Genomic DNA, 23,777 nt, shown 5'->3' with positions numbered 1-23,777 from the left:
TTAACTTTAGTAATTATTAATTTATTTTTTATTGGTTAAGCAAACGTTCTACAAAATCGTTTTTACGACGTGCAGAAACGGGTATTTTTTCACCAGATTTTAGAAATATATAACCATTTTTATCATACTTATCTACAAAACTTAAGTTTACAACATAGGATTGGTGAGTTCGCATAAAGTTTTTTTCGGGAAATTGATTTTCAAATTCCTTTATAGGTTTAGATGCTATATAAGATTTTCCATCGTTTAGATAAAAAGTAGTGTAACCTTTGTCTGATTTGCAATGTGTTAAAAACTTAAACTCTATAACTTGTAAACCTTCCTGTAAGCGTAAAACTAATTTTTCTTTTTTACGGTCTAGCATTTCAGATTTTACAATTTGTAATTGTTCTTGTGCTACTTCAGTATTAGCATCTATAGCTTTGTTTATAGCTGTTTCTAACTCATCTATATCAACTGGTTTTAAAATATAATCTACAGCGCCATTTTTTAAGGCTTGTAGCGCATACTGGTCATATGCAGTAATAAAAATTACATTGTATTTTAAGTTAGTAGTTTGTTCTAAAAAATCAAAGGCGTTGCCATCTAATAAATTAATATCTAAAAAAATTAAATCGGGCTTGCAAGCATTGGCAACAACCACAGCTTCTTTTACAGATTCGCATTCACCCAGTATAGATATTTCTTTGTTTAAGGACGTTATCATTGCTAATAGTCCTTTTCTAATATATAGTTCGTCTTCTACAATTAAAGCTTTAAGCATCTTCTTGTTCTATTTTATATGGTAAAGTAAGTGTAACAATAGTTCCTTGTTCATTAAACTCTGATCGGTCTTGTATAGATAACCCAGTTTGAACGTTTAATTCTTTAGACATTATTTTTAAGCGCTCTGCAGTTATTTGTGTAGAAACAGATTTTTTACTTTTACTTTTACCTGTATTGGTTTTGTTTATTCCTAATCCATTATCTTTTATAATGCAGATAAGTTTGTTGTCTATAAAGTTTATATTTAATTTAATTTCAGCCTTTTCATAATTATTATTAAAGCCGTGTTCAATAGCATTTTCTACAAAAGGCTGCATTAGCATTGGTGGAACAGATATGCAAGATGTGTTTATGTTTTCATTAATATGTAATGTGTATTTAAAACTATTTTGTCTACTCATATTTTGTAAATCAATATAGTTTTGTAGTGCTTGTAATTCTTCCTTTAATGGTACAAGTTTTTCTCTAGAGTTTTCTAAAATTATACGCAATAGTTTAGAAAATTTAGATAAATAGATAATAGCTTTTTTATCTTCCTTGTTTAAAATCATCCCTTGTATAACAGACAAGCTATTAAAAATAAAATGAGGTGTCATTTGTGAACGCAGTAAACGTTGCTCTGTTTGTATTTGTACGTGAGCATTTATAATGTTACGGTATTTAAAAATAAAAAGTACAGCAAGTAATACAACAATTAGCACCACAAGTAAAAAAGCACCCCAAATTTTCTGTTTTTCTGCAAGCGCCAGTCTATTATCTATAATTTTAACTTGTTTTTTTAATGTAGTTTCTCTGTTATTTGCAAACTCTAATTGTTTAGATGATGTTTCTAAGGCTTTTATTTTTTCACTTATTTTTTGTTTAAAAATAGCCTCGTTTACAGCTTCAATAGTGTCTAAATAGTCTGCCGCTTTGTCTAAGTTCTGTTGTTTTTTATAGAGTAGAAAGTAGTTACTAAAAATATTTTTTTTATTGTAAAGTGTTGCGTCTTCATTGCGGGCAAGTGCGCTAATGGCAGAATCTAAATATACTTTTGCTTTCTTGTATTCTCCTTGTCTTAAATAGGCATACCCAATGTTAGAGTAATGTACATTATTGTTTCTTTTAGAAAATTGAACGGATTTTTTTAGGTAAGTAATTGCTTCGTCCCATTTTTCTAACCCCATTAAAGTTAATGCGTAATTATTGGTAAACAGAGGTAGCTTTCTGTATTTAGGTAGTGTAATTTTGTTGTATACATTATGAGCTTTTTTAAACTCATAATTGTGGTAATACATCATACCCCATTTAAAACAAAGTTTTTGAAATTCAATAGAATCTTTTTTCCTAAAAACAGGAGCTACTTTTTCACAATATTCAATGCCTTTAAGAATGTCATTTAAATCTATAAGATTTTCTGCCATAAGGTTAAACGCTCTAACTAATTGTGTAGTGTCTTTTAATCGTATAGCTTCTTCTGTCATTTTATTAGAAAAAACTAAACCATTGGAGTATTGCCTAGTTCTACCGTACGATTTGGTTATATAATACAACTCATCTAAACTTAACTTTTTTTGTTCGTTTTTCTTAGTTAGCGTATCTATAACAGCTTCAAAATTTCTAGCCTCAAAAAGTTCTTTGGGAGATTGTTGCGCTTGTAATCCAGTATATAGCAAGGAGCACAACAAAAATGTGATAATAAACTTTAATTTAATCATGAATTGGTAGGCTATTATTTTTCTTTATAGGATAAAAATAGAATTAATTTTTAGATACTTTTTAATTAATTACAGTGTTTTTGGTTAGATGATTAACTAATTGTAAACTTCTTGGTCTACAGTACTTTTATTATAAGCTTTAAAAGCAAAAAATATAAATATTAGCGTAATAACACTACCAACAATAAGACTATTTGTAGCTCCTAAAGACTCAGAAATAGATATGAGTATTCTTTTTAAACCTCTTCTAGAGCCAGATACAGTTACATTTTCGCCAGCTTCTATTTTTAATGCACTATCATATAAAGCAAAAGTTAATAATGCAGCTACCAAACTGTATAAAGCAGGTTTAATCCAGGTTTTTGTTTTTTTCTGAACTTTGTTTTTAGAAAAGCTTGTTTTAGATACAAGTGTATTTAATACACTTTGGTATTGTTCTTCTGAGCTAAAATCTAAGTACGCTTTTTCATTTTTACCCTTTTCCGTAAAAAATACCTGAAAACCTAAATCTTCCTTAAACGGAACAATTTTTTGAATAGCAGTATAGTTAAAAGTATGCTGTGTATTAAGTAATCCTTTTTTATCAGAATCTAACTCGGTATTAAAAGCCTCAAGCGTTTTATAATCCTCATCAGACAGTCTAACTTTAGCGTCTGTTAAAAGGATGTTTTTAATGTATGTAGCCTTTGTATTAATTATAAACTGTTGCATTAACCTAAATTTTCAATTTAAGTTAAAGGTATTGTTTACTACCTACTAACAATAGTACCAGTATATATTTGGAGGGTTTTAATATATATATGTAATTATTTTAAAGCAATTTTTACGTTTTCCTTTTCTAAAGAATCTAAAAAATCTTCTACTTTAAAGTTAGACGACTCAAACGTGTTACTTCTTTTAAAAGCTTGTTCTTTACGTCTTATACTACGTGCAAACCTACGTATGCCTTGTTTGTCTTCTACTAATAAGCCAGGTACAACAAGACTTTTTCCGTGTGTATCTTTAGCAACCATTGTAAAGTATGATGAGTTACAATGTTTTTTTACACCAGTAGTAATATTTTCGGACTCTACTCTAACACCAACTACCATAGATGTTCTACCTGTATAGTTTATAGATGCTTTTAAGGTTACTAGTTCACCAACTTCTATAGGGTTTAAAAAGTCTACCCTGTTTACAGATGCAGTTACACAGTAGCTTCTAGAGTGTTTAGATGCGCAAGCAAATGCAATTTGGTCCATAAGGTTTAAAATATAACCACCGTGTACTTTACCACCAAAGTTAGAATGTGCCGGTAGCATTAATTCTGTAATAGAAACTTTAGATTCGTTTACTGTTTTAAATTCGCTCATACTTTTAATTTCTAACGTGTGGAGATTGTTCTTTAGTTACTTCTGTAATAAAATATTTAGTATCTCCTAACCATGCAAAAGTAGCGTAACGCTCTACATAAGTAACTTTTACATAGTTCCCTTGATAATCTTTAAGTTTTTCTATAATATCTTTATCCTTGTCTAATACGGAGAAAGTAAATATTTGAGCTCCAGAAATACCTTGACTAATTTCTCCTTCCCACGTTTTTACTACAACGCCTTTATGGCTAAACTTAATAAGTTCTCCAGATCTATAACCCTCACTAATTGGAACATAGTAAATAAACGCGTAAATAGCGGCAAACACGGCTACAATTATTAATAAGGTAATTGCTAAAGCTTTTTTCATTAGGTATAATTATAATGGTTATTTATTATTAATTGTCTTTGTGGTTATCTATAGCACGTTTTAAAATTGGCTCTGGAATAGATTTTTTTGCTTTTGCCCCCATTTTTTTCAGTTTTTCTATAGATGTAATAATGTTTCCGCGCCCTTCTACCAGCTTGTTCATAGCGCCTTTGTATTCATTTTTAGCTTCGTCCATTTTTTTGCCAACCTTGGTTAAGTCGCCAACAAAACCTTCAAACTTGTCATACAAAGCACCAGCTTGTCTAGCAATTTCTATGGCATTACGTTGTTGTTTTTCATTGTTCCACATTGTATCTATAGTACGTAGTGTAGCCAATAGCGTAGCAGGAGTAACAATTACAATGTTTTGCTCAAAGGCCTTATTGTAAAGGTTGTTGTCGTTATTAATAGCAACGGCAAAAGCAGGCTCTATTGGTACAAAAAGCAATACAAAATCTGGACTTTCCATTTCGTACAAATCTTCATACTTTTTGGCAGATAATTGGTCTACGTGCTTACGTAAAGATAGGATGTGTTCTTTTAAAAACTTCTCTTTTTCTGTTTCGTCATCAGCATTTACAAAACGCTCATAGGCAGTTAATGATACTTTAGAATCTACCACCATTTTTTTGTTATCTGGTAAATTTATAATAACATCTGGTAGTACTCTAGAGCCATCCTCTCTGGTAAAACTTTGTTGTACGGTGTATTCTCTGTCTTTTTCTAATCCAGATTTTTCTAATACACGTTCTAGTACCAATTCTCCCCAATTACCTTGCATTTTACTATCACCCTTTAAGGCTTTAGTTAAGTTTTCTGCTTCTTGGGTAATTTTAAGGTTCTGACTTTGTAAGTTTAATAATTGTTCTTTTAAGGCAGAATGTATACTAATGTTTTCTTTTTGACTTTCATCCACTTTTTTCTCAAACAACAGAATTTTTTCTTGCAACGGATGCAAAATATTTTTAATGTTTATTTGATTTTGTTCTGTAAACTTAGTGCTTTTTTCATCTAAAATTTTATTTGCTAAGTTTTCAAATTCTTTAGTAAATTTTTCCTGAAGCTGTTCTACCTCTTGCTTTTGCTCTGTGTTTTTAAGCTGAAGATTTTCTATGTCTGCTTGGTACCTAGTAATTTGGTTTCCTAAATGTTCTTTTTCTTCTCGTAAAACATTTTTTTCGTCTTCTAAAGACAAAATTTTATTTTCTAAAGTACTCAGGTTTTGGTTTAAAATAGATTCTCTTTCTAATATAGCACTTTGGCTAGATTTAGTTTTTAGGTTCTGAATGTAATTTCCTAAAAAGTAACCAGCAACTAGGCATATTACAGCAACTAAAAAGTAAATTAAAAAATCGGTCATAATGTATATAATGTCTATAAAAAAGTAAAGATAAACGTTTTGTTTGTTGTTTTCTTTGTTCGTATTTAGAAGTAATTAACATCTAATAGTAAAAACGTTATTTAAGGTTTTATAAATTATTATTTTATATCTATACAACCTTAAAACTAGCGGTATTTTCATCAAAAACAATAGTGTCTTTAGGAAACAGCGCATTAAATTTTTTAGCAGCTATTAAATCTGTTGGTGTTCCAAAATGATTAGTATTTTTATCCAGAATTAAAATTTTATCGCATAGTTGCAAAGCAACTTCAATTTCGTGCGTTGTAAATAATATTGTCTTTTTGGTTTTGTGCGCTATATTTTTTAATAGTTTTAAAATAGTTGCTTTGTGGTACAAATCTAGGTGAGATGTTGGTTCATCTAACAAAATAATAGAAGTGTCTTGCGCCAAAGCCCTTGCAATCATTACTTTTTGCAGTTGCCCATCACTAAGTTCATAACACTTTTTATGTTGTAACTCTTCAATTTGCACCAAAGAAATGGCTTCTGTAATTTTATCTTTATCTGTAGTTGTAAGCGTACCAATCCAATTGGTATATGGCTGTCTTCCTAAAGCAATAATTTCTATTACAGTTAAGTTTTTAGAAGCTATTTTTTCTGTTAACACCACACTTATTTTAGAGGCAAGTTCTGTTGGTTTATAGTTTTCTAAAATAATATTATCAACAGCAATAGTTCCGTTTAATTTAGCTTGTACGTTAGCTAGCGTGCGTAATAAAGTAGATTTGCCAATACCGTTTGTACCAACTATAGCAGATAACTCTCCTTCTTTTAACGCAAAATTAATATCCTTGCAAATAATATTTTGCTGTTTTTTAGAGCTGTAACCAACACTTAAATTTGTTACTTGTAGGGCTATATGTTGTTTTTCTTTTTTGATGCGTTTTGTTTTTATTTTTTTAAAATACCATTTTCTTTTTACGTACCAATAACCATATTACCACAGGCGCACCAATTATAGATGTTATGGCATTTATAGGCAAAACATAAGCGCTAGATGGTAATTGAGCAATAGTATCGCACAAGAGCATTAAAATAGCACCATATAAAAGTACGGCGGGTATTAATATTTTATGATTTGTTGTGTTAAAAATTTGCTTGGTTAAATGAGGTACAGCCAAACCTATAAAGGCAATAGGACCTGCAAAAGCAGTAACGCCACCCGCTAACAAACCTGTAGCTAAAATAATTAAAAAGCGTTGTTTTTTTATGTGCACTCCTAAACTAAGTGCATAGTTTTGGCCCAATAAAAAAGCATTTAAAGATTTTATGGTAAAGATGCTTATAAAAATTCCTGTACAAACTATAGCTCCTAGCAAACCTAATTGTGACCAGGATAAGTTGCCAAGACTACCAAAAGACCAATAAATATACTGCTGTAATTGCTCTGCATCTGTAAAGTATGACAACACACTAACAATAGCAGCAGTAATGCTCCCAAACATTAAACCAATAATTAAAAGTGCCATAGTGTCTTTTACTTTAGCGGCAACAACCATTACGGCTAATAAAACAAGAAAACTGCCTGTGCTAGACGCTATGGCTAAAGTTACATTATTTACAACGCCAAATGTAAAAATACCAGAGAGTAAGGAAGCTCCCATAATTAAAATAGCAGCACCTAAACTAGCACCAGAGCTTATACCCAAAACAAAAGGCCCAGCAAGCGGATTTCTAAACAATGTTTGCATTAACAAACCACTTAAAGCTAAACTACCGCCGGTTAATATTGCTGTTATTGCTTTTGGTATTCTGTAGTTTTTTATAATATAACCCCAAGATTCTTTTTGTAATTCGCCTCCAAAAATAGCACTCATAGTATCTGTAAAAGGTATGGTAACAGACCCAAAACTAATGCTAATGCAAAAACATATTACAAGTAAAACAAGTAATAGTATAAATGCTAATGTGTATTTTTTTTGATGCAACACCTTATTGTAGTGGTTTAAAAAATGTAGTCTTATATTGGGGTAAAACGTCTGGATGAAAAATAGAAATTAGGTCTTTTAAAACCAAGTCTGGCCTATTAGGAGCAAGTTCAAAAAATAACACGCCACCAGTTTCTCCTTTAACCAAAGTAATGGTGTATATTTTTTTATTCTTATAGGCATCAAACTGGGTGTAATGTTCGCTAGATTCTGCTACTTGTTTGTAACTAGAGTTACTAGATGGTGATATCCAAAAATCGGCTTTGCCAGCTTTATCAAAAACACTTTCTATACTTAAGCCTACACCGCCAGTTTCCTGCAAATCACTCCATAAATAATTAGCGTTTGCATCCTTTAAAAACTGAGCCATCCAACTTTTTCCTCCAGCTACGTGCCATAAATCTTTATACAAGCCACCAGTTAAAACACTTGGTCTGTTAGTTGCTTTTTTTGCTAGTGCTTTAGCATCATTATAGTTGGTTTCAATAGTTTTAAAAATTGAATCGGCTTTAGCCTCTGCATTAAAAAACGGAGCAAAAAACTTAATCCATTCTGCTTTGCCTAATGGAGTTTCTTCTGTCCAATCGCCATTAAAAACAACGGGTATATTAGAGCGTTGTAAAGTACTGTATGTTTTATTATTGTTATCTATACCAAAACCAACAACTACATCTGGGTTTAATGCAATTACCATTTCTGTGTTTAAAGATTGGTTAACACCTAATTCTTCAATTTTACCTTGTGTTATTAGTGTTCTAGCAGCAGTAGAAGAGATGTAATCTGTATTAGGAAATCCAACTAATTTATCTAAGACACCTAATGACTCTAACGCAGGTATGTGCGTAGTAGATGTTACTACTAATTTTTGTACCGGAACAGTTACAATAGCATCATAATCATCTTTATTCAAGGTAATTGTGGCTGCTTTATCTTTAGGAATTAAGGCATATGTAAAAGCAGATTTTGCTTTTGGCCAAGGGGAGGTAATTTTTAAAATAGTAACACCATTTGCCTGCTTTTCTATAGTAAAACCTTTTGCGTAACTAAGGTCTACTTTACTAGGTTGTACAATAGTTGTAGGTAATGGTTGCTGTGTTTTTTCTTTGCAAGAAGCAAGTATAAAAAAACAACTTAAAAGAACAATTTTAAAAATTTTCATTGGTAGCGAATTAAAGTCCAAAAGTAGTGTAATTTAAATTTGAATGAAAAAATTGAGTAAAAAGGATTACTTTTGCGCCGAATTTTGGTTCTACTATATAGCGTAGTAAGATTAAAAGGGAATTTGGTGAAAATCCAAAACTGTTCCCGCAACTGTAAGCTTAGTTTACCAAGGGTAAATGCTTTTTGTAACTACAGATCCACTGTCTTGTATTTTATTAAGATGGGAAGGAGAGCAAAAAGACGCAAGTCAGGAGACCTGCCATATTCAAAACAACTAATGTTAAACTTTCGGGATAAAAGTTTACGTATGGGTACAGACATACGCAGAAATTAATATAATTTCTACTCCCGTTTTTATTAATGAAACACAAAATGAACAAAAAAATTATTGGTTTATGTGCGGCTATATTGGCTAGTGCAACTGTTGTAGCACAACAAGAACAAGAAGAAGTAAAGGTTCAAAAATTAGAGGAAGTTGTAGTAAGTGATTCTCGTTTTGAATTGAAAAGAGAAAACTCTGGTAAAACAGTCATAAAAATTACTGCAGAAGAGTTAAAAAGAAATCAAGGTAAAACGGTAGCCGAAATTATAAATACAAAAAGTGGATTTTCTATTGCAGGTAGTACAAGTAGGCAAGGTACTGTTTTAGGTGTATTTGCACGTGGTGGTAGAGGAAGACAAGTATTGGTTATTGTAGATGGTGTTAGGGTGTCAGACCCATCTTCTGTAGGGCAAGAGTACGATTTAAGATTGCTTACCGCTGCAAATATAGAGTCTATAGAAATTATTAAAGGAGCGGCAAGTACACTTTACGGTACAAATGCGGCAACTGCAGTAATTAATATTACTACTAAAAAAGCTGCTAAAGATGCTATTTCTGGTAATTTTCAGGCAAGTGTTGGTACAAACCAAACAGCAGCAGACCAAAATTTTGATGTTAATGATTTTGCCAATAGTGCGCGTATAAGTGGTACTTTGGATAAGTTTACATATAAAGTTGGTTTTTCTAATAGGTATTCTGATGGTTTATCTGCTATAGTTACTCCAGAAAATGAAAAAGATGATTTCTCTAACTACAGCACAGATGTAAATTTAGGATATGCTTTTTCTGATAAATTTTCTGTGAATGTTTATGGTAACCAAACAAAAAATAGTGGTGAGTATGATGAGTCTTTTGGGATGTTAGATGCTCCTTATTCTTTTATTAGCGATCAAAAAAGAGCAGGCTTATCATCAACTTATAAATACAATAAAGGTTCTGTTGTTGTTAATGGAGCTTACAGTGAGTATAGTTCAGAAAACCAATCTGCTTTTCCTAGTGCTTATGAAGGTAAAAACATAGTAGTAGACGTATATAACAAGTACAATTTTAATGATTCTTTTTATACAGTTTTAGGATTAAATTATATTAATGATGAAACTGAATATGCAGAGGTACAAGATTTTTCTATTGTAGACCCTTATGCTAATGTGGTATATGTATCAGATTTTGGATTAAACTTAAATGTAGGTGCTCGTTTAAATAACCATTCTGAGTATGGTTCTAATTTTGTTTACAACGTTAACCCATCTTATGTTATTAAAAATGAAAATGGTTATGTTAAATTGATGGGGTCTTACGCAACATCTTATATAACTCCAAGCTTAAACCAGTTATTTGGTAACTTTGGAGCTAATCCAGATTTAGATCCAGAAGAAGACCGTACAATTGAGGGTGGTTTAGAATATGCAGTAAACGGCAAATTAAGAGTTAGTGCTTTATATTTTAATAGAAATGAAGAAAATTTTGTTTTTTACGGTGCAACAGGTTATGACAATGCAGAAAATAAAATTGAAGCAAAAGGGGTAGAAGTAGAGTTAGACTATACACCAGTTAACGCCTTAAACATTGGAGCAAATTATACATTTACAGAAAGAGAAGGTGATGCAGGCATACGTTTACCAAAGCATAAGGTAAATGCTTTTGCAAACTACAATTTTTCAGACCGTACAAACGCATCTTTAAATTACACAATGGTAGGTAATAGATCAGATTCTGATTTTGCAACTTTCCCAGCTACAAATGTAAACCTACACGCTTACACGCTTTTAGATTTATATATTTCGCATACACTTATAAATAATAAATTAACTGTATTTGCTAATGCAAGTAACTTGTTAAATGAGGAGTATACAGAGATATTAGGTTTTACAACAAAAGGAGCTAACGTTAGATTAGGGTTAAACCTTACTTTATAAATTAGATGTAATACAATATAAAAAAGGCTCACTATTTAGTGAGCCTTTTTGTTTTTAATACCGAGTTAGCAAACCTAAGTTATTTACTAGTAGGCTTAATATCATTTGGCATTATATACATTTCTGAGCTAAACTTAGGATATGTAACACCTTTTGTAACTTTAGCTGCGTCTGTATCTTTCTGTAAATCAAATTTACCAGCAGTACCAAGCATATCATCTAAAGCAGCACGTAATAAAGGGTCTGTAGTATCACCGTATGGTTTAAGGTTTTTGTAATACTGAAATTCTACAACTTCTACGTCCGGTACAAAACCATCACCATAATCATTTTCTCCTAATTTGTTAAATATCTGAAAAACAATCGGCTGCATACCAACAGTGTGTTTTGTACTTCTGTTATCGGTATCTGTGTATGGTTCTGTGTTAGAATTACCTGGTGCATCTACAACAGTAATAGATCCTTCATTTTTACCAGTTGTTTTTTCTCCAATAACCTTAACAGGTATGTATGGTCTTAATCCGTTTATAATCATTTCACTAGCAGAAGCTGTTCTTTCTGTGCCAATAACATAAAGTCTGGTAATGCCTGTTAACCTATTCATATCAGTTGCTCCAGAATATGCTCCTGTTGTTTTATCATATAAAAAAACATCTTCAAAAAATGGGTAAGTACTACTATTAGCAGCATCTCTTTTAGTATTGTATTTTAACTCTGCAAAAATTTCGCCGCTTACGGTATTTGTTTCTGCAGTTGCCTCACCATATATCATACTAGCCAATAAAGCAGAAGATAAAACAGAGCCACCACCATTGTATCTAAAATCTAAAATAAGTTCATTAACGCCAGCTGTTTTTAATTCTCCAAAAGCATCGTTTAATTCGCCATTATATGTACCACGGAAACCTTCGTAAACAATATATCCAATTTTACGTCCACCTTCTTCTATAATACTTGTATGTAGTACAGGGTTTATAGATAGGGTTGCAGCAGTAATTGCTTTTTCTTCGGTCTGTGTTAACTCATCATTCTCAGAAACAGTAGCTAAACCTAATGTTACATTTTCTTGGGTGTATAGTTTGTTAATAATTAGGTAATTGTCAATAGTCATAACCTCACCATCAACTTTAGAAATAATATCACCTCTTTTTAGCCCTGCAGTTTCTGCAGGTGAATCAGCTGCAACAGAACCTATAACTTGTACAACATTGTCTGTTGAACCAACTCTTACTAAAGGCCCTCTAGTAATACCGTAAGTAGTACTAATACCATTAAAACTCGCTAATTGCTCATCTACATCTTCAATATACCATGAAAAATCATCTTTTTCCTCGTATTTTAAAGCCTTAAATAAATCTTCAGGAGTGCTATAGCTATTCAAATATGTATAAAAAGCATCTTGGTCATCATCTTTAGTATCTGCTAAGTTAGTCACATCTGGTTGCCAATAGTACCAATGGTTTAATCCTTTCCAAATAAATTCGTTTATTTCATTGTTAAGTGTAACTGCTTGTGGTGTTTCTCCGCCGCCATCATCATCGTTTTTATCACAGGATGCTATAAATAAAAACAACCCAGATAATAGTAATACTGTTTTTTTCATAATAGTTATTTATTTAGTGTAAGAACATAGTTGGTTGCAACTATTGTTCCATAATTTTACACATATATTAAGTATATGTTACATACGTTATATATAGTGTGTCGGTTTACAATGCTGTAAATTACTGACAACTTTTACAAAAAAAAATTTTTTTGTAACAAAAATCATTCTATGTCGTCTTGCTTATATAAACCTAGTAATAGTGTTTGTAACAACAACCAAACTAAAAAATGAAACAATCAGAATTTCTAAATGTGGTAATGCCTTTTAAGGATAAACTGTATAGACTAGCCAAAAGATTACTAGTCTCTACAGAGGAGGCAGAGGATGCCACCCAAGAAATACTGCTAAAATTATGGTCTAAAAACGACCGGATGAAACAGTATGCTAGTGTAGAAGCATTTGCTATGACAATGACCAAAAACTTTTGTTTAGACCGTTTAAAATCTAAACAAGCAAACAATTTAAAATTGGTGCATAGTAATTATACAGATAGTAATGCATCTTTACAACGCCAAGTAGAAGCGCAAGACAGTGTTAATTGGGTAGAGAAAATAATGGAGAGTTTGCCAGAGCAGCAAAAAATGGCACTGCAGTTAAGAGATGTAGAGCAGTACAGTTTTGAAGAAATTGGAAAAATGTTAGAAATGACACCAGCAGCAGTTAGAGTTGCGTTGTCTAGAGCAAGAAAAACAGTAAGACAAAAATTAATGGAAAAACATAATTATGGAATTGCATAATATAGAAAAATTATTAGAAAAGTATTTTGAAGCTACCACTACGGTTGCCGAAGAAGAAGCAATAAAAGCCTATTTTTTAAAGGGTGATGTTGCTCCGCATTTACAAGAGTACACAACAATGTTTACATATTTTTCTAACGCCAAAGAAGAAACTTATACCAAGCAGGTACCATTAAAACCTAGAAAAAGAAATTATAAATGGTTATCCGTAGCAGCAGTAGCAGTTTTAGTATTAGGCATATATTTTGGTAACGATTACCGTGAGCAAAAAGAGGCAGAATACGTTTTGCAAGAAACTGAAAAAGCATTTAGCCTTATAGCTCAAAACTTAAACAAAGGCACCGAAAAATTGGTTTACCTTAACAAATTTGAAGAAGCAACAAACAAGATTTACAAAACAAATTAAAATTAAATTATGAAAAAATTATTAATTATAGCAGTACTTACTGCACTACCATTTACAGGATTTTCACAGTCAATTTTTGACAAGTTTGAGGATTTAGATAACGTATCATCTGTTATTGTAAATAAAAGTATGTTTAACCTATTAACAAAAATAGATGTAAATGTGGATGATAAAGAAACGCAAGATTTTATAGATATAGGGAAAAGTATAAGTAGCCTAAAAGTGTTTATTACAGAAGATAAAGCTATTGGTGCAGATATGCTTACCACAATGAAATCTTATTTAAAAACAGCATCTTTAGAAGAGTTAATGCGTGTAAAAGATAAAGATGCAAACATTAAGTTTTATATAAAAAGTGGTAAAGATGAAGATCACGTAAGTGAACTTTTAATGTTTGTAAGTGATGTAAAAGGGGCTAAAATAGATAATCGTAAAATAGAAACTGTTTTAGTATCTATAACAGGAGATATAGATTTAAATAAAATAGGCTCACTAACAAGTAAAATGGGCTTGCCAGAGCAATTAAACGAAGTTAAATAATAAAAAATAAGACAATCATCAAGGTTAAAAAATAACCTTGATGATTTTAACAACTAAACATCAATCAATATGAAAAACAGTATTAAATATTTAGCAGTAGCATTAACTTTGTTAATTACTTTAGGGTCTTGCTCTTCTAACCAAAGTTTACAAGAATATTATGTAGATAGTAATGAAAATGAAAATTTCATTTCTTTTGATATTCCTAGGAGTATTTTAAATATAGCATCGGCAGATTTATCTCCTGAAGAGAAAAAAGCAGTAGAGTCTATTAAAAAAGTAAATGTTTTAGCATTTAATAAAACCACAGATAATGTTGCGTCATATAAAGTAGAGAAAACTAAAGTGAATGCAATTTTATCTAATAAAAAATACACTCAGTTAATGAAAATTAACTCTAAAATGGCAAAAGGTGTAGTTAAGTTTACCGGAGAAGAAGATGCCATAGATGAGGTAATTGTTTATGGTTATAAAGATGATAAAGGTTTTGCTTTAATACGCTTAGTAGGAGATAAAATGAATCCTGCTTACTTGGGTAAATTTATTAGTGCTATGGAAAAGTCTAATTTAGATGAAGGGGCATTTAAAGACCTAGGGAAATTGCTTAAAAGTTAATTTTTAACACTTTTTATTTGTTACAGACCTGCTTAATTATGTTAAGCAGGTTTTTTTTGTTATAAAATGGTAAAATGTTAACAACTGTTAATGTGTTTAATTTTTTTTTAGAATACATTTTATATCTTGTACCCAACATTAACTATTTAAACATTAACAATTATGGAGAATCCAGAAAAATGGATGAATTTAGCAATCGAGAAAGTAATGGATTATGGCCCAAAAATTATTATGGCTATAATTATTTATCTTGTTGGTTCCTGGCTTATTAAAAAACTAGTAGGTGTTGCTAGAAAAGTAATGTCCAAAGGCAATTACGATGAATCTTTACAAAAGTTTTTACTAAACCTAGTAAGTTGGGGATTAAAAATCTTTTTAATCATTACCGTTATTTCTACATTAGGAGTAGAAACTACAAGTTTAGCAGCAGTTATTGCAGCAGCAGGTTTAGCTATTGGTTTAGCATTACAAGGCTCTTTAGGTAATTTTGCTGGAGGCGTTTTAATAATGATTTTTAAACCTTACAAAATTGGAGATTTGGTAGAGGCACAAGGCGTATTAGGTTCTGTAAAAGAAATTGAAATTTTTACTACCAAGCTAATTACACCACAAAACAAATTAGCAATAGTACCTAATGGTGCAATGGCAAATGGTAACATTATTAATTATACTGCGGAAGGTAAAATGAGGGTAGATACTACCGTTGGTATTGGTTATGGCGAAGATATGAAAAAGGCAAAACAGGTGCTTTTAGAAATGTTACAAGCTAACCCAAAAGTATTAAAAGACCCAGCACCATCTGTAAATGTAGAAGAATTAGCAGACAGTTCTGTAAATTTAGCAGTGCGACCTTACTGTAAGCCAGAAGATTACTGGGATGTATTTTTTGCTACAGTAGAGGGTTCTAAAGTAGCATTAGATAATGCTAAAATTGAAATTCCTTACCCACACGAAGTACAAATTAATAAATAAGACAATTTGTTTTTTAATATATAAAGACCGCTATATGCGGTCTTTTTTTTTGCTGTTTAAGCACGTTAATATTAACAATAAATGTTATTAACAAAAACACTAATCGTTAATAATAAGTTAATATTAGAGCACTTTCTTTGGTTTTATTTAGTAGTAATTTTACGGCCGACAAACCTATATAAATTATGATGAAAAATTACCTTAAAGTATTCATTTACATTGGAATGCTGCTAGTGGCCGTATTGGGTTATAGCCAAGTACCAGCATATTACAACGGAACAGATGTTACCCAAACAGGGAGTAACTTAAAAAACAATTTAGCAAACTTAGTAACAACTACACAAACAACCGTACTAAGTTATACACCAGGCGTTTGGGACGCTTTAAAACAAACAGATTTAGATCCGGCAAACTCTAATAATGTATTGTTAGTTTATGGTTATAATGATACAGATGGTAACACAACAACAGACCGTACAAGAAGTAAAAATAACAATGGCGGCGGCGTTGGAGATTGGAATAGAGAGCACGTTTTTCCAAAATCGTTAGGTAACCCTAATTTAGGAACATCTGGTCCAGGATCAGATGCGCACCATTTAAGATCTTCAGATGTACAGTTTAACTCGTTACGTAATAACCATCCTTTTGGTGCTGGTAGTGGTAATGCTGGTTTAATGAGTGGTAATGTTTGGTATCCTGGAGATGAGTGGAAAGGAGATGTTGCCAGAATGATATTGTATATGTACGTACGTTATGGCAACCAATGTTTGCCTACAGCAGTAGGTACAGGGGCAACTACCTATAGTACAGATGTTCCAGATATTTTTTTAGAATGGAATGCACAAGATCCAGTTTCTCAAGTAGAAATTAATAGAAATGTATTGTTAGAAGGAATTCAAGGAAATAGAAACCCTTTTATAGATAATCCTGCTTTTGCAACTGCTATTTGGGGAGGACCACAAGCAGAAAACAAATTTAACAATACAAGTTCAGATACAGAAGCTCCAACAGCACCTTTAAATTTGGTTGCAGCAAATACAACAGAAACAGAGACACTATTAAGTTGGGATGCTGCTACAGATAATGTAGGTGTTACAGCGTATCAAATTTTTAATGGTACTACTTTAGCAGGTGTTGTTAGCGGAACATCATACCAAGTAACAAACTTAACAGCTAACACAACTTATACGTTTACGGTAAAAGCAATAGACGCTGCAAGTAACACATCTGTAAATAGTAATACAGCTTCTGTTACAACTCTAGAGGGTGCGGTAGTAACGCCTCCAACAGGAGATTATATTGTTTTTCAAGGATATGAGAGCACTGCTACAGATAACTGGAACTATATAGCATCACCAAGCAATTGTAATGATGGAGGTAGTGATGTTTGGGATGTAGTTACTAGCGTAGGATCTATAAATACAGCAAATACAGGAACAAGTTTCTTTGGAATTAGAGATTTAGAAGGTAATTGTGGTTCAGCAGATGGTGGAACATTAACTTTTGACGCTGTAGATATATCTACCTATACAGATGTGAGTTTATCATTTGCAGTAAATGTTGTTGGTTATGATGTTACCAACGGGGATACAATTAGTTATGAAATTTTTCACGATGGTACTTCTCAAGGAATACAAGTTATAACAGTTGGTAGTCCGTATAGCACTACAGACTGGGAACAAATTACAGCTTCAGTTCCTAACACGGTTTCTTCAATAAGTTTAAAGTTATTTGTAAAACAAAACGGAGGTAGTGATTATGCTGGTTTTGATGATGTTCGATTAGAAGGAACTTCTTCTACACCAGTAACTCCTTCAATATTAATAAATGAAATAGATGCTGATACACCTGGTACAGATACACAAGAATTTGTAGAATTGTTTGATGGAGGAAGTGGTAATACATCACTAGATGGTTTAGTAATGGTGCTTTATAATGGGTCTAACAATTTAAGCTATGCGGCGTATGATTTGGATGGCTACACAACAAATGCAAACGGTTATTTTGTAATTGGTAATGTAGATGTGCCAAATGTAAGTTTAGTGATACCAAGTAATGGTTTACAAAACGGTGCAGATGCTGTTGCTATATACACTGGTGATGCTTCAGATTTTCCTAACGGTTCTGAAATCTCAACAGACAATATTGTTGACGCTGTTGTATATGATACTAACGATAGTGATGATGCAGAATTATTGGTTTTGTTAAATGCTGGAGAAGCTCAGGTTAATGAAGGCGGAGCAGGAGATAAGGACAACCATTCTTCTCAGCGTATACTAAACGGAGCAGGAGGAGCTCAAAACACCTCTACATTTGCACAAGAAACACCTACGCCAGGTACTGCAAACGGACAAGTTGTGGTTGTACCACCAACAGAAGCATCAATATTAATTAATGAGTTAGATGCAGATACAGTAGGTACAGATACACAAGAATTTGTAGAGCTGTTTGATGGTGGAGCGGGAAATACTTCTTTAGATGGTAAAGTGCTAGTTTTTTATAATGGATCTAATAACCTAAGTTATGCTGCTTATGATTTAGACGGATACACAACTAATGAAGAAGGGTATTTTGTAATAGGAAATGTAGATGTACCAAATGTAAATATTGTAATACCAAGTAACGGATTACAAAACGGAGCAGATGCTGTTGCTTTGTATACAGGAGATGCTACAGATTTTCCTAACAACTCTACCATAAGTACTGCAAACCTTTTAGATGCTTTAGTATATGACACTAATGATAGTGATGATGCTGAGTTATTGGTATTGTTAAATGCAGGAGAAGCACAAATGAACGAAGGTGGAGCAGGTGATAAAGATGCACATTCTTTACAGCGTTACACGAATGGTTCTGGTGCAGCTTTAAGCACTGTTACTTATGTACAGGCATTACCAACACCAGGAACTTCTAATACAAATGCAACCGAGCCAATTACTTTAGTTATTAACGAGCTAGATGCAGATACAGCGGGCACAGATACACAAGAGTTTGTAGAGTTGTTTGATGGTGGTAAAGGAAATACAGCCTTAGATGGTTTTGTTTTGGTACACTACAACGGTTCTAACAACCAAAGCTATGCAGCGTATGATTTAGATGGATACACAACTAATGCAGAAGGTTATTTTGTAATGGGTAATGCAGATGTACCAAATGTAAGCTTAGTAATACCAAGTAATGGTTTACAAAACGGAGCAGATGCAGTGGCTTTATATACAGGTAATGCTTCAGATTTTCAGAATGTAGCGGTAACTACCAATGGTTTAATAGATGCTTTGGTGTATGACACTAATGATAGCGATGCTACTGAATTGTTAGCTCTTTTAAATCCAGGTGAAGCTCAAATTAATGAGGATGAATTAGGAAATAAAGACGGACATTCTTTACAGCGTATTCCAAACGGACAAGGAGGAGCAAGAAACACATCTAATTACACACAAGCAATACCAACACCAGGAACAGAAAATGGAGCTGTTATACCACCACCAGCAACTATTAGTATTGCAGAGGCAAGAAATGTAGCAGACGGAGAAGTGGTTACTGTAACAGGGGTGTTAACCGTTGCAGATGCTTTTGCTGGTTCTGCTTATATACAAGATGCTACAGGAGCAATTGCTATTTTTGATGAGTTGGTACACGGAGAAGGTGTTTTTATGGTAGGTGATTCTATTACTGTAACAGGAACAAGATCTGCTTTTAATGATCAATTACAAATAGCAACAGTAACCAATGTTGAAAACAATGGTATACCTAAAAATGCAATAGAGCCAGTAACTATTACTTTGGCTGAGTTGGCTAATCATCCAGCAGAACTAGTAACAGTTATTAATCCTACTTTTCCTAAACCAGGAGATATATTGTTTGGAAATTCTAATTACAATATAACAGATGCCTCGGGCAACGGATCTTTAAGAATAGATAACGATGTAGAAGCTATAGTCGGTTTAGGTCAGCCTACTATTTGTTCGGAAATTACAGGTGTAGTTGGTCGTTTTTATGAAAATTACCAGTTACTACCACGATCTGCAGAAGATATGCCTTGTGCAGGAGAATATGTACCACCAACAATTCCTGTACAAATAGGTAAAGACAAAACATTAGATGTTGTAGCTTGGAATATAGAGTGGTTTGGAGATGAAGCAAACTCGCCAGCAACAGGTAACCCAATGTCTGATGCAATACAAAAAGACAGTACAAAAGCTATAATTACAAAGTTAGATGCAGATATTTATGCTGTAGAAGAAATTGCAGACGAAGTTTTATTTGCTCAAATGGTAAGTGAACTTCCTGGTTACGATTATGTACTTTCTCCGGCAGTTTCTAGACCTAACGACCCAGGTGTTAGTCAAAAATTAGGATTTATTTACAATACGTCAACTGTAAATGTGGTAGACACAAAAGTATTGTTACAAACTATTCACCCATTATACAATGGTGGAGATGATTCTGCTTTGGTAAATTATCCAAGTACAACAGATCGTTTTTATGCAAGTGGGCGTTTACCATTTTTAATGACAGCAGACGTAACCATTAATGGTACTACAGAGCAAATAAATGTGGTAGCATTGCACGCAAGAGCTAACAGTGGTACAGATGCACAAGGTAGGTATGATATGCGTAAGTATGATGTTGAGGTATTAAAAGATACTTTAGATGTACAATATGCAGATAAAAAACTTATTCTATTAGGTGATTATAATGATGATGTAGATACAACGGTTGCAGATATTACAACAACTACAACATCTAGTTTTAATGCTTATGCAACAGATGAGGTTAATTATAATATAGTTTCAAAAACATTAAGTAATCAAGATTTTAGATCGTATGTTTTTAGAGAAAATATGATAGATCATATTACTATTACAAACGAGTTAAATGATAACTATATAGCAGAATCTGTGCGTGTACATTATGAGTTTTATGATAGTGACTATCCAAGTACAGTATCAGATCACTTTCCGGTGTCTGCGCGTTTTCAGTTAAAGGGCCTAGAACTAGTAAGTATATCTACAACAAATGTTACTTGTGGTTCTGCTACAGATGGTACAGCTACAGTAGTTGTAGAAGGTGGCGCAAAACCATATGCTTATGAATGGAGTACTGGCGATACAACAGAAACTGCTATAAACTTAGGAGCAGGTACGCACATTGTTATTGTTACAGATGCTTTAGGAAATGAGGTTACTGAAGATTTTAGTATTACAGCACCAGAGGCAATAAACATTTCTGTTTCTGATGATACAAAGGTTTATTTGGGGTTTGATTCTTGTACAACCTTAAGTGTAACAGCAATAGAAGGTGGTGTTGCTCCTTACAGTTATGAGTGGAGTAATGGTGAAACTACACAAGACATTAAAGCGTGTCCAGAGGCTACAACAACATATACAGTTACTGTAACAGATGCTAATGGTTGTACTACAACTGCAGATGTTACCGTAGAGGTAGAAGATGTAAGGTGTGGTAATGCATACAGACCAGGAGTAGAGGTTTGCTACAGAGGAAAATCATACTGTATGTCTAAATGGGCAGCAGCAGTTTTTGTAAAGTATTACGGAGCAACACTAGGTGCTTGTGATGCAGTAGAGCAGGTATCTATTACAAATTTAAGACTGTATCCAAATCCGTTTAGAAATTATTTAAATATTCAATTAAATAGTAATATAGAAACTAGAGCAGACTTTGTTATCTATAATTTTTATGGTAGAAAAGTGTTTAGTTCACAAGAAAAGCTTAGAGCAGGTAAATCTAACTTAACCTACAACTTAAGTTATTTAAGACGCGGAAAATACTTTTTAAAAGTAAGAGTAAATGGTGTAACCCAAAAAGCAAGGTTGCTTATTAAGCGTTAAGCAAATAGTTAAGAAATATAAAAACCCATCAATTTAAATATTGATGGGTTTTTGCTTTATATAAGTTATTAAATGAACGGCTACTAGATGCCAGTATAATTACTTGGTGTAATAGCTTTTAATTCTGTTTTAATAGCATCAGAAACTTCTAAAGTATCAATAAAATTAGCTATAGATTTCTGATTAATTTTTTCGTTTGTCCTAGTTAAGCCTTTTAATGCTTCATAAGGGTTAGGATAAGCCTCACGACGTAAAATAGTTTGTATAGCCTCTGCAACAACAGCCCAATTGTTTTCTAAATCTTGTTCAAACTTTTCCTTGTTAAGTAATAATTTATTTAATCCTTTTAAGGTAGAACTAAAAGCAATTATGGTATGTGCAAAAGGTACACCAGCGTTTCTAAGTACAGTACTATCTGTTAAATCTCTCTGTAGTCTAGAAATTGGTAATTTAGCAGATAAATGCTCAAAAATAGCGTTAGCAATACCTAAGTTACCTTCAGAGTTTTCAAAATCTATAGGGTTAACTTTATGTGGCATAGCAGAAGAGCCAACTTCGCCAGCTTTAATTTTTTGTTTAAAGTAATCCATAGACACGTATGTCCAAAAATCCCTGTCTAAATCAATAATAATAGTATTTATACGCTTAAGTGTATCAAACAAAGCAGCCATATGGTCATAATGCTCAATTTGTGTAGTTGGGAAAGAATGTTGTAAGTCTAACTTTTCTTGTACAAATTTTTGTCCAAAAGCTTTCCAATCAATATTAGGGTAAGCAACTTTATGTGCATTAAAATTACCAGTTGCACCACCAAATTTAGCAGCACTTGGTATATCGTTTAGCAAATTAAATTGTTCTTTTAAACGAACCACAAAAACATCTATTTCTTTACCTAAACGCGTAGGAGAAGCAGGTTGTCCGTGAGTTCTGGCAAGCATAGATACTTCTGCCCACTCTGTAACCAATTCTTCTAATTTTTCAACAACATCAAAATACATAGGAACGTAAACCTCGTTCATAGCTTCTTTTATAGAAAGAGGTATAGCAGTGTTGTTAATGTCTTGCGATGTTAAGCCAAAGTGTATAAACTCTTTGTATTCTTCTAAACCAAGCTTATCAAATTCTTTTTTAATAAAGTACTCAACAGCTTTAACATCGTGGTTTGTAACTTTTTCTATTTCTTTAATTGCTTGCGCATCTTCAGTAGTAAAGTTTTGGTAAATAGTACGTAAGTTTTCAAACAATGCAGTATCAAAATCTTGTAATTGCGGTAACGGAATTTCGCATAAAGCAATAAAATATTCAATTTCAACTCTAACTCTGTATTTTATCAAAGCTTCTTCAGAAAAAAAAGAACCTAGAGCATCTACTTTGTTTCTGTATCTACCATCAATAGGAGAAATGGCATTTAATTGGTTTAAAGACATCTGTTTTTGTGTTGATTTTTAAAAGCTGCAAAGGTAGTTAAAACTATGTTTATATGCCTATTAGTTAGCTTGTTTTATGTGCTGTTATTTTAATAAATAGAATTAATAAAATGCACAGTTACTATTTTATTTTGGCTAATGTTAACCGTGCTCTTGCTTTATACGCAGCTGTTCCGTTTAGGTAGTTTTTTTCTAAAATACTCCGTAGTTCTGGGTGTATCCAATCATACTTTTTTCCTAATAGAAAAAGGCTTGTCATTGAGTATGCTTGTGTAGCAACTTTGTGGTCACCAATTAACCAGTTAAAACAAGCAGAAGTAATTAGTTCTAGATGTTTAGTTTTAAGTGTTTGTTGAATGGGGTTTTCTTTTTTTGAGAAATATTGCAACATTAAAATTTCACAAATTTTTGCACAAGGTCTAATGCTAGACTCTAATTTTAAAGATTTTAATCCGTTTAAAAATGTAGTAATTACCGGAAAAATAAGACTATTATTCTCTTTAAAAGCAAACTCTAATACCCAGGCAGCTTTACAAGAAATAGGATCGTTTACATTTAAAACAATGCTAAGTAAATCTGTAACCAAGCTAGGCTCTTTTAAAATAACACCAGAAATTTGTTGTCTTTTTTCTCTAGAGTGATTGATATCGCTTTTTAACCAAGAATATAATTCTGTTTTAGTCACAAAAAATTGTATTTTGCTTGTTAT

General features: G+C 32.4%; 19 protein-coding genes and 1 riboswitch. Of the genes, 7 read left to right on the top strand and 12 right to left on the bottom strand.

Annotation, left to right across the window (positions count from 1 at the left end; all coding sequences use genetic code 11):
• Window positions 1-28: 28 nt before the first annotated feature.
• From PBN93_RS00790 to PBN93_RS00750, 9 genes are all read right to left on the bottom strand, one after another.
• The gene (locus tag PBN93_RS00790) at window positions 29-763 is read right to left on the bottom strand and encodes a LytR/AlgR family response regulator transcription factor (RefSeq protein WP_077398514.1); all 735 of its coding nucleotides are present in this window, start codon (window positions 761-763) and stop codon (window positions 29-31) included.
• Complete coding sequence (locus PBN93_RS00785; protein WP_271081190.1) at window positions 756-2,462, bottom strand: histidine kinase; 1,707 nt, start codon at window positions 2,460-2,462, stop codon at window positions 756-758. The genes PBN93_RS00790 and PBN93_RS00785 overlap by 8 nt, the downstream gene beginning before the upstream one ends.
• Window positions 2,463-2,558: 96 nt before the next feature.
• Window positions 2,559-3,173: a hypothetical protein gene (locus PBN93_RS00780; protein WP_271081189.1), complete on the bottom strand. Its 615-nt coding sequence runs from the start codon at window positions 3,171-3,173 to the stop codon at window positions 2,559-2,561.
• A 95-nt stretch (window positions 3,174-3,268) separates the two neighbouring features.
• The gene (locus PBN93_RS00775) at window positions 3,269-3,814 is read right to left on the bottom strand and encodes an acyl-CoA thioesterase (protein WP_077398508.1); all 546 of its coding nucleotides are present in this window, start codon (window positions 3,812-3,814) and stop codon (window positions 3,269-3,271) included.
• A 4-nt stretch (window positions 3,815-3,818) separates the two neighbouring features.
• Window positions 3,819-4,184 carry a 6-phosphogluconate dehydrogenase gene (locus PBN93_RS00770; RefSeq protein ID WP_077398506.1) on the bottom strand — a complete coding sequence of 122 codons (366 nt, stop codon included), beginning with the start codon at window positions 4,182-4,184 and terminating at the stop codon, window positions 3,819-3,821.
• A 28-nt stretch (window positions 4,185-4,212) separates the two neighbouring features.
• Window positions 4,213-5,544: a DNA recombination protein RmuC gene (rmuC, locus tag PBN93_RS00765; protein ID WP_271081188.1), complete on the bottom strand. Its 1,332-nt coding sequence runs from the start codon at window positions 5,542-5,544 to the stop codon at window positions 4,213-4,215.
• Between the two features lie 130 nt (window positions 5,545-5,674).
• The gene (locus PBN93_RS00760; protein ID WP_333780848.1) at window positions 5,675-6,373 is read right to left on the bottom strand and encodes an ABC transporter ATP-binding protein; all 699 of its coding nucleotides are present in this window, start codon (window positions 6,371-6,373) and stop codon (window positions 5,675-5,677) included.
• Window positions 6,374-6,485: 112 nt separating this feature from the next.
• Entirely contained in the window at window positions 6,486-7,517 is a 1,032-nt protein-coding gene (locus tag PBN93_RS00755; protein WP_077398500.1) for a FecCD family ABC transporter permease, read from the bottom strand.
• 1 nt (window position 7,518) lies between these two features.
• Window positions 7,519-8,673 (bottom strand): ABC transporter substrate-binding protein, encoded by a 1,155-nt coding sequence (locus tag PBN93_RS00750; protein ID WP_271081187.1) that lies wholly within the window; start codon window positions 8,671-8,673, stop codon window positions 7,519-7,521.
• A gap of 68 nt (window positions 8,674-8,741) precedes the next feature.
• A riboswitch (cobalamin riboswitch) is annotated at window positions 8,742-8,953 on the top strand.
• 94 nt (window positions 8,954-9,047) lie between these two features.
• On the opposite strand from PBN93_RS00750, the gene PBN93_RS00745 reads away from it, so the two are divergent.
• Window positions 9,048-10,913, top strand: a complete 1,866-nt coding sequence (locus tag PBN93_RS00745) for a TonB-dependent receptor plug domain-containing protein (protein WP_271081186.1) — start codon at window positions 9,048-9,050, stop codon at window positions 10,911-10,913.
• Window positions 10,914-10,992: 79 nt separating this feature from the next.
• Here PBN93_RS00745 and PBN93_RS00740 read toward each other — a convergent pair whose 3' ends face one another.
• Window positions 10,993-12,516: a S41 family peptidase gene (locus tag PBN93_RS00740; RefSeq protein ID WP_077398494.1), complete on the bottom strand. Its 1,524-nt coding sequence runs from the start codon at window positions 12,514-12,516 to the stop codon at window positions 10,993-10,995.
• 230 nt (window positions 12,517-12,746) lie between these two features.
• On the opposite strand from PBN93_RS00740, the gene PBN93_RS00735 reads away from it, so the two are divergent.
• The 6 genes from PBN93_RS00735 to PBN93_RS00710 all read left to right on the top strand — a co-directional run bounded on the left by PBN93_RS00735 (window position 12,747) and on the right by PBN93_RS00710 (window position 21,641).
• A complete protein-coding gene (locus tag PBN93_RS00735) occupies window positions 12,747-13,256 on the top strand; it encodes an RNA polymerase sigma factor (RefSeq protein WP_077398492.1) in 510 nt (169 codons plus the stop codon).
• Window positions 13,243-13,662: a hypothetical protein gene (locus PBN93_RS00730; protein ID WP_077398490.1), complete on the top strand. Its 420-nt coding sequence runs from the start codon at window positions 13,243-13,245 to the stop codon at window positions 13,660-13,662. The genes PBN93_RS00735 and PBN93_RS00730 overlap by 14 nt, the downstream gene beginning before the upstream one ends.
• A 9-nt stretch (window positions 13,663-13,671) precedes the next feature.
• Complete coding sequence (locus PBN93_RS00725; protein ID WP_077398488.1) at window positions 13,672-14,202, top strand: DUF4252 domain-containing protein; 531 nt, start codon at window positions 13,672-13,674, stop codon at window positions 14,200-14,202.
• A gap of 69 nt (window positions 14,203-14,271) precedes the next feature.
• Complete coding sequence (locus tag PBN93_RS00720; RefSeq protein WP_077398486.1) at window positions 14,272-14,817, top strand: DUF4252 domain-containing protein; 546 nt, start codon at window positions 14,272-14,274, stop codon at window positions 14,815-14,817.
• Between the two features lie 162 nt (window positions 14,818-14,979).
• A complete protein-coding gene (locus tag PBN93_RS00715; protein WP_077398484.1) occupies window positions 14,980-15,789 on the top strand; it encodes a mechanosensitive ion channel family protein in 810 nt (269 codons plus the stop codon).
• Window positions 15,790-15,974: 185 nt separating this feature from the next.
• On the top strand, window positions 15,975-21,641 hold the full coding sequence (locus PBN93_RS00710; RefSeq protein WP_077398482.1) for an endonuclease: 5,667 nt from the start codon (window positions 15,975-15,977) through the stop codon (window positions 21,639-21,641).
• Between the two features lie 83 nt (window positions 21,642-21,724).
• Here PBN93_RS00710 and purB read toward each other — a convergent pair whose 3' ends face one another.
• Entirely contained in the window at window positions 21,725-23,068 is a 1,344-nt protein-coding gene (gene purB, locus PBN93_RS00705) for an adenylosuccinate lyase (protein ID WP_077398480.1), read from the bottom strand.
• A 121-nt stretch (window positions 23,069-23,189) separates the two neighbouring features.
• Window positions 23,190-23,753: an adenylosuccinate lyase gene (locus PBN93_RS00700; RefSeq protein ID WP_077398478.1), complete on the bottom strand. Its 564-nt coding sequence runs from the start codon at window positions 23,751-23,753 to the stop codon at window positions 23,190-23,192.
• Window positions 23,754-23,777 lie beyond the last annotated feature (24 nt).

The sequence above is a fragment of the Cellulophaga omnivescoria genome (genome assembly GCF_027915275.1).
GTDB lineage: Bacteria > Bacteroidota > Bacteroidia > Flavobacteriales > Flavobacteriaceae > Cellulophaga > Cellulophaga omnivescoria.
This window is presented reverse-complemented; position numbering and strand designations above follow the sequence as displayed.

Bases quoted from the DNA above. Each gene is read 5' to 3' on its own strand.
- PBN93_RS00790 (WP_077398514.1), bottom strand. From the start codon at position 763: ATGCTTAAAGCTTTAATTGTAGAAGACGAACTATATATTAGAAAAGGA.
- PBN93_RS00785 (WP_271081190.1), bottom strand. From the start codon at position 2,462: ATGATTAAATTAAAGTTTATTATCACATTTTTGTTGTGCTCCTTGCTA.
- PBN93_RS00780 (WP_271081189.1), bottom strand. From the start codon at position 3,173: ATGCAACAGTTTATAATTAATACAAAGGCTACATACATTAAAAACATC.
- PBN93_RS00775 (WP_077398508.1), bottom strand. From the start codon at position 3,814: ATGAGCGAATTTAAAACAGTAAACGAATCTAAAGTTTCTATTACAGAA.
- PBN93_RS00770 (WP_077398506.1), bottom strand. From the start codon at position 4,184: ATGAAAAAAGCTTTAGCAATTACCTTATTAATAATTGTAGCCGTGTTT.
- rmuC (WP_271081188.1), bottom strand. From the start codon at position 5,544: ATGACCGATTTTTTAATTTACTTTTTAGTTGCTGTAATATGCCTAGTT.
- PBN93_RS00750 (WP_271081187.1), bottom strand. From the start codon at position 8,673: ATGAAAATTTTTAAAATTGTTCTTTTAAGTTGTTTTTTTATACTTGCT.
- PBN93_RS00745 (WP_271081186.1), top strand. From the start codon at position 9,048: ATGAACAAAAAAATTATTGGTTTATGTGCGGCTATATTGGCTAGTGCA.
- PBN93_RS00740 (WP_077398494.1), bottom strand. From the start codon at position 12,516: ATGAAAAAAACAGTATTACTATTATCTGGGTTGTTTTTATTTATAGCA.
- PBN93_RS00735 (WP_077398492.1), top strand. From the start codon at position 12,747: ATGAAACAATCAGAATTTCTAAATGTGGTAATGCCTTTTAAGGATAAA.
- PBN93_RS00730 (WP_077398490.1), top strand. From the start codon at position 13,243: ATGGAATTGCATAATATAGAAAAATTATTAGAAAAGTATTTTGAAGCT.
- PBN93_RS00725 (WP_077398488.1), top strand. From the start codon at position 13,672: ATGAAAAAATTATTAATTATAGCAGTACTTACTGCACTACCATTTACA.
- PBN93_RS00720 (WP_077398486.1), top strand. From the start codon at position 14,272: ATGAAAAACAGTATTAAATATTTAGCAGTAGCATTAACTTTGTTAATT.
- PBN93_RS00715 (WP_077398484.1), top strand. From the start codon at position 14,980: ATGGAGAATCCAGAAAAATGGATGAATTTAGCAATCGAGAAAGTAATG.
- PBN93_RS00710 (WP_077398482.1), top strand. From the start codon at position 15,975: ATGATGAAAAATTACCTTAAAGTATTCATTTACATTGGAATGCTGCTA.
- purB (WP_077398480.1), bottom strand. From the start codon at position 23,068: ATGTCTTTAAACCAATTAAATGCCATTTCTCCTATTGATGGTAGATAC.